The sequence below is a fragment of the Lentzea alba genome (genome assembly GCF_047445655.1).
Lineage (GTDB): Bacteria > Actinomycetota > Actinomycetes > Mycobacteriales > Pseudonocardiaceae > Lentzea > Lentzea alba_A.
The window spans coordinates 62,874-72,871 of record NZ_JAJAEG010000032.1; the positions used below are offsets into that span (position 1 = coordinate 62,874).

Annotated in this window: 12 protein-coding genes; 8 read left to right on the forward strand and 4 right to left on the reverse strand. The window is 67.9% G+C overall.

Annotated features, from left to right (window positions below; translation table 11 throughout):
- The first annotated feature begins 38 nt into the window (after window positions 1-38).
- The 3 genes from LFM09_RS39470 to LFM09_RS39480 all read left to right on the forward strand — a co-directional run bounded on the left by LFM09_RS39470 (window position 39) and on the right by LFM09_RS39480 (window position 2,163).
- Window positions 39-776 carry a DoxX family protein gene (locus LFM09_RS39470; RefSeq protein WP_414101751.1) on the forward strand — a complete coding sequence of 246 codons (738 nt, stop codon included), beginning with the start codon at window positions 39-41 and terminating at the stop codon, window positions 774-776.
- A gap of 10 nt (window positions 777-786) precedes the next feature.
- Window positions 787-1,026 carry a hypothetical protein gene (locus tag LFM09_RS39475; RefSeq protein WP_414101752.1) on the forward strand — a complete coding sequence of 80 codons (240 nt, stop codon included), beginning with the start codon at window positions 787-789 and terminating at the stop codon, window positions 1,024-1,026.
- Between the two features lie 84 nt (window positions 1,027-1,110).
- Window positions 1,111-2,163, forward strand: coding sequence for a hypothetical protein (locus LFM09_RS39480; RefSeq protein WP_414101753.1), 1,053 nt, complete (start codon window positions 1,111-1,113; stop codon window positions 2,161-2,163).
- A 19-nt stretch (window positions 2,164-2,182) separates the two neighbouring features.
- On the opposite strand, the gene ilvD is transcribed toward LFM09_RS39480, so the two are convergent.
- The 3 genes from ilvD to LFM09_RS39495 all read right to left on the reverse strand — a co-directional run bounded on the left by ilvD (window position 2,183) and on the right by LFM09_RS39495 (window position 5,005).
- On the reverse strand, window positions 2,183-4,027 hold the full coding sequence (gene ilvD, locus LFM09_RS39485) for a dihydroxy-acid dehydratase (RefSeq protein ID WP_414101754.1): 1,845 nt from the start codon (window positions 4,025-4,027) through the stop codon (window positions 2,183-2,185).
- An 85-nt stretch (window positions 4,028-4,112) separates the two neighbouring features.
- The gene (locus tag LFM09_RS39490; RefSeq protein WP_414101755.1) at window positions 4,113-4,550 is read right to left on the reverse strand and encodes a vitamin K epoxide reductase family protein; all 438 of its coding nucleotides are present in this window, start codon (window positions 4,548-4,550) and stop codon (window positions 4,113-4,115) included.
- Window positions 4,547-5,005, reverse strand: a complete 459-nt coding sequence (locus LFM09_RS39495; protein WP_414101756.1) for a PH domain-containing protein — start codon at window positions 5,003-5,005, stop codon at window positions 4,547-4,549. Before LFM09_RS39495 ends, LFM09_RS39490 begins: the two co-directional genes overlap by 4 nt.
- Window positions 5,006-5,235: 230 nt before the next feature.
- On the opposite strand from LFM09_RS39495, the gene LFM09_RS39500 reads away from it, so the two are divergent.
- Genes LFM09_RS39500 through ilvC form a run of 3 tightly spaced genes read left to right on the forward strand, consistent with a single transcriptional unit; the run spans window position 5,236 to window position 8,610 of the window.
- Entirely contained in the window at window positions 5,236-7,068 is a 1,833-nt protein-coding gene (locus LFM09_RS39500) for an acetolactate synthase large subunit (RefSeq protein ID WP_414101757.1), read from the forward strand.
- On the forward strand, window positions 7,068-7,574 hold the full coding sequence (gene ilvN, locus LFM09_RS39505) for an acetolactate synthase small subunit (RefSeq protein ID WP_045310681.1): 507 nt from the start codon (window positions 7,068-7,070) through the stop codon (window positions 7,572-7,574). Before LFM09_RS39500 ends, ilvN begins: the two co-directional genes overlap by 1 nt.
- Before the next feature lie 22 nt (window positions 7,575-7,596).
- Window positions 7,597-8,610 (forward strand): ketol-acid reductoisomerase, encoded by a 1,014-nt coding sequence (gene ilvC / locus LFM09_RS39510; protein ID WP_086660705.1) that lies wholly within the window; start codon window positions 7,597-7,599, stop codon window positions 8,608-8,610.
- A 55-nt stretch (window positions 8,611-8,665) separates the two neighbouring features.
- Here ilvC and LFM09_RS39515 read toward each other — a convergent pair whose 3' ends face one another.
- The gene (locus LFM09_RS39515; RefSeq protein ID WP_414101758.1) at window positions 8,666-8,836 is read right to left on the reverse strand and encodes a hypothetical protein; all 171 of its coding nucleotides are present in this window, start codon (window positions 8,834-8,836) and stop codon (window positions 8,666-8,668) included.
- Window positions 8,837-8,945: 109 nt separating this feature from the next.
- On the opposite strand from LFM09_RS39515, the gene LFM09_RS39520 reads away from it, so the two are divergent.
- Both LFM09_RS39520 and LFM09_RS39525 read left to right on the forward strand, forming a co-directional pair.
- Window positions 8,946-9,209 carry a DUF397 domain-containing protein gene (locus LFM09_RS39520; RefSeq protein ID WP_325522130.1) on the forward strand — a complete coding sequence of 88 codons (264 nt, stop codon included), beginning with the start codon at window positions 8,946-8,948 and terminating at the stop codon, window positions 9,207-9,209.
- Between the two features lie 338 nt (window positions 9,210-9,547).
- Window positions 9,548-9,955 (forward strand): hypothetical protein, encoded by a 408-nt coding sequence (locus tag LFM09_RS39525; RefSeq protein ID WP_414101759.1) that lies wholly within the window; start codon window positions 9,548-9,550, stop codon window positions 9,953-9,955.
- Window positions 9,956-9,998 lie beyond the last annotated feature (43 nt).

Consider the following 9,998-nt stretch of genomic DNA (forward strand, 5'->3'; position numbering starts at 1 on the left):
CTCTCGCGCGCCCGTGGCGGGTCTCCTAGCGTGCGGGCGTGGCTACTCACGACAAAGGCTCGACCACATCGAGCGCTTTCTCCGACGACTCGTTCTACTCGAGCAGCGGAGGGGGAGTGCACCACTTCGACGACGGCACGACCAGAGTGGGCACGGACGTCGGTTCGCCGTACGACTCGACGACGAAGGCGTTCGACACCACGGGCTACACGCCGTTGGACAAGTCCACTGTGGACTCCGGCATCGCGGACGACGACGACCCGTTCGCCGACGACCGCAAGAAGTTCGGCTGGACCGCGGGCCCGGACATCGGCCTGCTCGTTCTGCGCGCGGTGCTCGGCGGCATCTTCGTGCTGCACGGCCTGCAGAAGGTCTTCGGGCTCTTCGGCGGCCCCGGCATCAACGGCTTCGCGCAGCAGCTGGAGAAGATGGGCTACCGCGAGTCCGTGGTCCTCGCCTGGGTCACCGGCATCACGGAGCTGGCCGGCGGCGGCCTGCTCGTCCTGGGCCTGTTCACGCCTCTGGCCGCGGCGGGCCTGCTCGCGGTGATGGCCAACGTCATCGCGCTGCAGTACAAGGGCGGCTTCTTCGGTCCCAACGGAGTGGAGCTGGAGCTGGCGCTCGCGGGCATGGCGTTCGCGGCGCTGTTCGCCGGGCCCGGCCGGGCCGCACTGGACTACAACCGCAGCTGGTTCCGGCACCCGCTGGCGGCGGGCTTCATCGCCCTGCTGATCGGTGTCGGCGGTGCCGCGGTGACGTTCTTCGTGTTCCGGTAAGAACATCTTCGTGCGGAAGAACCTGACGGGAGCGCTGCTCCAGCTCGCCCTGCTGGTGATCGGGATACCGGTCGTCTACCTGGTGGCGTTCCCGTTCGGTCTCACCGCGAAATCCCTGCTGCCGCCGCTCGGTCTGCTCGCGGGACTGATCGTCAGCGGCGTCCTGGTCAAGAAAACGGAGCAGCCCGTCAGCGGACCGCTGACGGGCTGGCTCGTGTTCGGGGCCTGTGTGGCGCTTGCCTTCGTTTGACCTTGTATTGGCCAGGTTTCCCCTTCAAGCCGCCTCGTTCGGACGCCGACATCTCGGTGAAAGACGGCGCACGAAGGGAAGAAAGTGGCGACGAGCGGCGATTTCAAGATCGAGGCCAGGCGCGCGGAGGAACTGGGTGAGATAGCCCGGCTCATCGCGACCACGAAGGACGAGAGACCGGTGCCGCCCCGGTTGCGTGAACTGGTCGAGCTCGTGGGCGATGAGGCCGATCCGGAAGAGCTGGGTGCCCGCGCGGCGAAGGACGCCGAGTTCACCGAGTTGCTGCGCGAGGTCCTGCGGGAGTCGCGCAAGAACAACAAGAAGAAGATCACCATCGTGTTCGTGGTCGTGCTGGTCACGGGCGGAGGCGCCGGCCTGTTCACACTCCTGCCGGACCGCGGGACCACGCCCGAGCCGGGCGACAAGAAGGTGGCCAGCGTCGCGCCACAGGCATCTGGCAGCGAGTCCAGTGCGCCGACGAGCGGCAGCTCACCGTTGTCGCCGACGTCCGTTCCCCCGCTGTCGCTCACCCCGCCGGTCAAGACGTCCGGCCCGGTGGCGACCAAGACGCAGGGCCCCGGACCGCAGCTGGGGACGACCATGTCCCAGGCCCGTGGTTTGCCGGGTACGTCGGTGAACTTCTACGGCACGGGCTTCAACGCCTGCACGGGACGCCGCACGGTCAACGTCCTGTGGGACGGCGCTGTCGCCGAGTCCGGCGTGGCGATCGAGCCGGACGGCCGGTTCGGCGTGCGGTTCACGGTGCCGGAGAACGCGTCGGTCGGCGATCACCACCTCTCCGGGCAGTGCACGGACGACACGGGCCTGACATCGCAGGCGATCTACACGGTGTCGCCGCCACTCGTCGTGACAGGGACTCCGAACAAGCTGCGGGCGGGGCAGGTGCTGAGCGTGCGCGGCACGAACTTCGACGGCTGCCCGGACTACGGCGACCGGACGGTGAACGTGAGCATCGACGCCATGGGGCTCACGACGACGGCGCCCATCAAGGCGGACGGCACGGTCGACGCGCAGTTCACGATTCCGCCGGGCACCGCGTCCAACGACTACTACGTGACCGGGCAGTGCCGGGACGGTGGCCAGTGGGCGCGCGGGATCTTCACCGTGCTGCCGTGACCACCGCCCCGCAACAACCTCAGCGGTTCGGGTCGCGCACCGCTCCAGTCGACGCGTCGGTGGCCATCCGCGCGTACGCCCGCAGCGCACCCGTGACCGGACGGATCCGGTCCACCGGCTGCCACGGCCGCTCGGAGGCCTCCATCTTGGCGCGCCGCTCGGCCAGCACGTCGGCGTCGACGAGCAGTTCCAGGCGCCGCTCGTGCACGTCGATCAGGATCCGGTCACCGTTCTCGACCAGCCCGATCGTGCCGCCGCCCGCCGCCTCCGGCGAGATGTGACCGATCGACAGGCCCGACGAACCACCGGAGAACCGGCCGTCCGTGATCAGCGCGCACTTCTTGCCCAGGCCGGAGCCCTTCAGGAACGCCGTGGGGTGCAGCATCTCCTGCATGCCGGGGCCGCCCGACGGGCCCTCGTAGCGGACCACGAGCACCTCGCCGGCCTGGATCTCCTTGTTCAGGATCGCCGAGACCGCCTGCTCCTGGGACTCGACGACGCGCGCCGGGCCCTCGAAGTGCCACAGCTCCTCGTCGATGCCGGCGGCCTTGATGATCGCGCCGCGCTCGGCGAGGTTGCCGCGCAGCACGGCCAGGCCGCCGTCCTTCGTGTACGCGTGCTCGATGTCGCGGATGCAGCCACCGGCGGCGTCGGTGTCCAAAGAGGACCAGCGGTTCGACGTCGAGAACGCCTCGGTCGTGCGCACACCACCCGGAGCGGCGTGGAACAGTTCCAACGCCTCAGGAGACGGCGAAGCAGCGCGGATGTCCCACTTGCCGAGCCACTCCGCGAGGGTCGGCGTGTGCACCGACGTCACGTCGTCGTTCAGCAGACCGGCGCGGTAGAGCTCGCCCAGCAGCGCGGGGATTCCGCCCGCCCGGTGCACGTCCTCCATGTGGTAGTCGGAGTTCGGCGACACCTTGGACAGGCACGGCACGCGGCGGGACAGGTCGTCGATGTCCTGCAGCGTGAAGTCGATCTCGCCCTCCTGCGCGGCGGCGAGGATGTGCAGCACGGTGTTCGTCGAGCCGCCCATGGCCATGTCGAGGGCCATCGCGTTCTCGAACGCCTTGCGGTTCGCGATCGACCGCGGCAACGCCGACTCGTCGTCCTCGCCGTACCAACGACGACAAAGCTCCACGACGACCCGGCCGGCCTCGGAGAACAGCTCGCGGCGCGCGGCGTGCGTGGCCAGCGTCGAGCCGTTGCCGGGCAAGGACAACCCCAGCGCCTCGGTGAGGCAGTTCATGGAGTTCGCGGTGAACATGCCGGAGCAGGAACCGCACGTCGGGCACGCGGAACGCTCGACCTCGGAGAGACCCTCGTCGTTCACGGCGGGGGAGGCCGAGGCGGAGATGGCGGTGATGAGGTCGGTCGGTGCGACGGCGACACCCTCGACGACGACGGCCTTGCCGGCCTCCATCGGTCCGCCGGACACGAACACGACGGGGATGTTGAGCCGCATCGCCGCGTTCAGCATGCCGGGGGTGATCTTGTCGCAGTTCGAGATGCAGACGATCGCGTCGGCCTGGTGGGCGTTGACCATGTACTCGACCGAGTCGGCGATGATCTCGCGGCTCGGCAGCGAGTAGAGCATGCCGCTGTGGCCCATGGCGATGCCGTCGTCGACCGCGATCGTGTGGAACTCGCGCGGCACGCCGCCCGCCTCGCGCACGGCTTCGGCCACGATGTCGCCGAGGTCGCGCAGGTGCACGTGACCGGGCACGAACTGCGTGTAGGAGTTGGCGATCGCGATGATGGGCTTGCCGAAGTCGCTGTCCGTCATGCCGGTCGCCCGCCAGAGAGCGCGGGCTCCGGCAGCGTTGCGGCCGTGCGTGGTGGTGCGAGAGCGGAGCTGAGGCACTGCTCCTCCAGATTCAGTTCAAGAAGAAACGCGCGGGACGCCAGGGGTGAGGGCGGCCATCAGTCTGGGAGCGGTGCCTCAAAGGTTACTTGTGCCCCGGAGCAGGAATTCCGGAGAGGCTCGCGGAGACCAGCAGACAGGCCAGCGCGAGCGTGATCACGTGCACAACGGTGCACCACAGGCAGATCTTGCCGATGATCAGGAACTCGGCCGCGACCAGGTAGACCACCATCAGCACGCCGATGCCGACCGCGCCGAGTCGCACCCACTTGAGCGCCTCGATCCGCCACGCGAAAGGGAGGCAGATCACGGTCAGGAACGCGAAGAACGCCAGCCCGAGGAACGCGACCGGGATGCCCAGCAGCTCCGACTGCTCGCTCGTGGTCACGGTCTCACAGTCGATCACCGTGTCCGCCGAGCACAGCAGCGCGCTCGCGTTGAAGTGCGTGTACGTCAGATAAGCCGAGGTCAGCAGGCCTGCGATGGACAGCAGCAGGCTCAGCAGCGGAACTCGTTTGATCACTTCTCCGACTCTACGGTGCCATGAGGGTGACCTTCATGGACCTCAGGTCCATGAAGGTCACCCTCATGGACATCTGCGGGGGCTTCCACGACACTCGGGTCCGGCACGCGCCCACCGCTGACCAGCGACAGCGCCGGCAGGTGCATCAGCCGCACCGCGGGCAGCGTCACCTCGGTGTCGTCGGTCTTGACCGCCTTGAGCCAGCCCTTCTGGACCAGCCGGATGGACTTCACCTCGTCCCACTTCAGCGTCGTCGACTTGAAGAGCCCACGGGCGACGAGCTGTTCGTCGGTGACGGTCGTGCGGTTGCGGATCACCCAGTACGCGTACGCGAGCGGGAGGACGTACATCGCCTGCAGCCCGGGAGCGAGCCACGCCACAGGAGTCACGCAGATCGCGATCAAACCCGCTGCGAGCAGCGCCGTTGCCGGGATGCGAAAGACCAGCTTCTTCACTCGAAGGATTGTTCCACGTCCACGATCCGGGAATTCCATCCCGCAGAGTTGACGTGCTCTTGCGCGAGGCGATAACGTCCGCTTCATGCAGCGCACGCTCGTTCTCGTACTTCTCAGGCGCGTCGACGCCTGAGCCGAACAGCCTGCGTCGACGCGCGACCCTCGCACGACCCATCTCCGGGTTGTCGAGGGTTTTTTCGTGTCCGGACCCCGATACCCACGAGGCAATGATGACCAGCGCACCATCGCGACAGGCTCCAGAGCCCACGTCGCCACGTCCAGGTCCGCGGCCCAAACCGGCCCCGCCGACGGGCGCACCGATTCGTGTAACCGGTGCTCAGTCGCTCGTCCGGTCACTTGAGGCGGTCGGCTGCGAAGTGGTCTTCGGCATTCCCGGCGGGACGATCCTTCCCGCGTACGACCCGCTGCTGGACTCCACGAAGGTCCGGCACATCCTCGTCCGCCACGAGCAGGGCGCGGGACACGCGGCGACCGGATACGCGCAGGCCACCGGCAAGGTCGGGGTCTGCATGGCGACCTCGGGACCGGGTGCGACGAACCTCGTCACCCCGCTCGCGGACGCGAACATGGACTCCGTGCCCATCGTCGCGATCACCGGCCAGCAGTCGCGGCCGCTGATCGGCACGGACGCCTTCCAGGAGGCGGACATCTGCGGCATCACGATGCCGATCACCAAGCACAACATGCTCGTGACCGACGCCGCGGAGATCCCGCGGGCGATCGCGGAGGCGTTCCACATCGCGGCGACCGGCCGACCCGGCCCGGTCCTCGTCGACATCCCCAAGGACGTGCTGCAGGAGACCACGAGCTTCTCCTGGCCGCCCGAGCTGCGCCTGCCCGGTTACCGGCCGACGACCCGGCCGCACGGCAAGCAGGTGCGCGAAGCCGCCAAGCTGATCGTCAGCGCCCGCAAGCCCGTTCTCTACGTGGGTGGCGGCGTGATCAAGGCGGACGCCCACGCCGAGCTGCTGCGCCTGGCCGAGGACACCGGGATCCCGGTCGTCACCACGCTGATGGCGCGCGGTGCGTTCCCCGACTCGCACGACCAGCACCTGGGCATGCCCGGCATGCACGGCACCGTCGCGGCCGTCGCGGCGATGCAGAAGTCGGACCTGCTGATCGCGCTGGGCGCCCGGTTCGACGACCGCGTCACCGGCCAGCTCAACTCGTTCGCTCCCGACGCGCAGATCATCCACGCGGACATCGACCCGGCCGAGATCTCCAAGAACCGCCGTGCGGACGTCCCGATCGTGGGCGACTGCAAGGAGATCATCACCGAGCTGATCGACGCCGTCCGCACCGAGCGCGACACGGCCAAGGCCGTCGACCTCACGCCGTGGTGGGACACGCTGAAGTCGCTGCGCGAGACGTTCCCGCTGGGCTACGACTGGCCCGAGGACGGCACGCTGTCGCCGCAGTACGTCATCGAGCGGATCGGCGCGCTGTCGCCGGCCGACACGATCTACACGGCGGGTGTCGGCCAGCACCAGATGTGGGCCGCGCAGTTCGTGAAGTACGAGCACCCGCGCACGTGGATCAACTCCGGCGGCCTCGGCACGATGGGCTTCGCGGTCCCCGCCGCGATGGGCATCAAGGCGGGCGAGCCTTCGCGCACGGTCTGGGCGGTCGACGGCGACGGCTGCTTCCAGATGACCAACCAGGAGCTCGCCACCTGCGCCATCGAGGGCCTGCCGGTGAAGATCGCCGTGATCAACAACGGCAACCTGGGCATGGTCCGCCAGTGGCAGACGCTGTTCTACGGCGAGCGGTACTCCAACACGGATCTGGGGACGCACAAGCACCGCATCCCAGACTTCAAGCTCCTGGCGGAGGCTCTCGGCTGCGTCGGCCTGCGGGCCGAGTCGCGCGAGGAGGTGGACGAGGTGGTCGCGAAGGCGTTGGAGATCAACGACAGGCCGGTCGTCGTCGACTTCGTCGTCGGCAAGGACGCCCAGGTGTGGCCCATGGTCGCGGCGGGCACCGGCAACTCCGAGATCATGGCCGCCCGCGGCATCCGCCCCCTGTTCGACGAGGATCTGTGATGACCAGGCACACGCTGAGCGTTTTGGTCGAGGACAAGCCCGGTGTGCTCGCGCGCGTCGCCGGCCTGTTCTCCCGCCGCGGCTTCAACATCGAGTCGCTGGCGGTCGGCCGCACCGAGTACCCCGACATCTCCCGCATGACGATCGTGGTGTCGGTCGACGAGCTGCCGCTGGAGCAGGTGACCAAGCAGCTCAACAAACTCATCAACGTCATCAAGATCGTGGAGCTGGAGCCGGCGGCTTCCGTTCAGCGGCAACTGGTGTTGATCAAGGTCCGTGCGGATGCGACGGTGCGGTCGCAGGTGCTCGAGACCGTCCAGCTCTTCCGCGCGAAGGTCGTCGACGTGTCGCCCGAGGCGGTCACGATCGAGGCCACCGGCACGTCTGAAAAACTCGACGCGTTGCTGCGCATGCTGGAGCCCTACGGGCTTCGCGAGATCGTCCAGTCCGGCATGGTCGCCATCGGCCGTGGCGCTCGTTCCATCACCGCCACCGCGGTGCGATAAGTATTTTGAGAGAGGAAACACTGTGAGCGTCGAGATCTTCTACGACGACGATGCCGACCTGAGCATCATCCAGGGCCGCAAGGTGGCCGTGATCGGCTACGGCAGCCAGGGCCACGCCCACGCGCTGTCCCTGCGCGACTCGGGCGTCGAGGTCCGCATCGGCCTGCAGGAGGGCTCCAAGTCCCGCGCCAAGGCCGAGGAAGAGGGCCTGGAGGTCGGCACGCCGGCCGAGGTCTCCGCGTGGGCCGACGTGATCATGATCCTGGCGCCGGACACCGCGCAGCGCCACATCTACGCGAACGAGATCGCCGCCAACCTGAAGGAAGGCGACGCGATCTTCTTCGGCCACGGCTTCAACATCCGCTACGGCCTGATCACGGCTCCGTCCGGTGTGGACGTTGCCATGGTCGCGCCCAAGGGCCCGGGCCACCTCGTCCGCCGCCAGTTCGTCGACGGCAAGGGCGTTCCGGCTCTGATCGCGGTCGAGCAGGACGCTTCCGGTAACGCGCAGGCCCTCGCGCTGTCCTACGCGAAGGGCATCGGCGGCACGCGCGCCGGCGTCATCAAGACGACGTTCAAGGAAGAGACCGAGACGGACCTCTTCGGCGAGCAGGCCGTCCTGTGCGGTGGCGCGTCGGCGTTGGTGCAGGCCGGTTTCGAGGTGCTGACCGAGGCGGGCTACGCCCCCGAGGTCGCGTACTTCGAGTGCCTGCACGAGCTCAAGCTGATCGTCGACCTCATGTACGAGGGCGGCATCGCCCGCATGCGCTACTCCATCTCCGACACGGCCGAGTTCGGTGACCTGACCCGCGGCCCGCGCGTCATCACCCCCGCGGTCAAGGAGGAGATGAAGAAGATCCTGGGCGAGATCCAGGACGGCACCTTCGCGAACGAGTGGGTGGCCGAGGACGACAACGGCCGCGCCAACTACAAGAAGCTGCAGCAGGAGGGTGAGAACCACCCGATCGAGGCGACCGGCAAGAAGCTCCGCGACATGATGTCGTGGGTGGACCGGCCGATCACCGAGACCGCCTGAGTCTTTCCTCAAGGGAGGCCCGTGGCGCGTGTGTGACGCGCCGCGGGCCTTTCCGCTACCCGAGCAGCTCCAGCAACTCGTCCACGTCCGGCACCTCGACTTCGACGATGACGGAGTACCGCTGCCCGATGTTGATGGGGAGGCGGAGCTCGGCGGCGTTGGCGGCACCCGCGCCGAGCGTGAGCAAACCGGCCGTGATCGCGGTGATGGCAAGGAGTCGTTTCATGAGGGGCACCTCGGCATTCCTGCTCGGCACGCACTGTTTCGGCGGTCGACGATCCTAGGCCGTCCCAGGCGGTTCCGCTGGATTCATCCGGATCCGCTAACTTGCGTCAATGACCGAAAGCGCGCCGATCTACGACGACAAGGCCCACGTGCGCGGCAACCTCGACCTCCGCAACGCGGAGTGGAAGCGCCCGCCGGAGCCCGAACCGGAAGACGGCCACGTCGAGATCGCCTTCGTGGAACACACCGACGGCGCCACCTACGTCGCCATGCGCAACTCCAAGCAGCTGGAGCCGGTCCTCGTCTTCACCATGGCCGAGTGGGACGCTTTCGTAGCAGGCGCAAAGGACGGGGAGTTCGACGAGCCCTGGTAGGCCCCGCCGGTCCCGCGAACCAGTCGCGTGACCTCGGCCCGCGGCCTGGGTGGACGTCCGTTCCGTCGACCCGATCGCCGCGCCGGCGTGCTCCGGTGGCCGCGACCAGCGCCTTGAGCCTTTCCGTGCCGAGGCCGGCCCGGAGTTCCTCGATCGTCGGCAACTTCCTGAGATCTGTCAGGCACCCCATTCGCGGAAACTAGCAAGGCGCCCGGCCCGCAGTCAGCCGGTTTTCCGCCCACTGACAGCTCTGACCTGCGAAATGCAGGATTCCCGCAAGAAGATCGCACGACCCCTCTTGCAAGGTGGCCTCGCACCGCAACGAAGGGGAGAAAGCCTTGAGGAAGATTCTCGTGTCGGCCACGACCGCCGCGATCGCAGCCGTGACGCTGCTCGTGCCGGGAAGCGCGTCGGCACAGGACATGGGTGTGCAGGCCACGTGCGACCCGGACAAGCACGTGCGGATCAACGTGCAGAAGCGCGGCAACTTCGTCGACGGGCTCGGCGGGTTCTTCAACTGCGACCAGGCGACCACCGGCTTCACGATCATGGTCCAGGAGAAGAAGGGCATCGGCTGGAAGGACCACGTGGTGCTTTCGGGCGTGTGGGCGACCAACAAGTACGCCATCACCACGTACACCTGCAACGGCACGAAGTCGAAGACGTGGCGGGCGCTCATCAAGGGCGGCATCGGCACCAGGGCGTGGATTCACACGTCCAAGAGCATCACGGTGCCGTGCGGATGACCGGGTAGGCCGATCACCGTGGTGGGGGGGGGGGCGGCCCAGA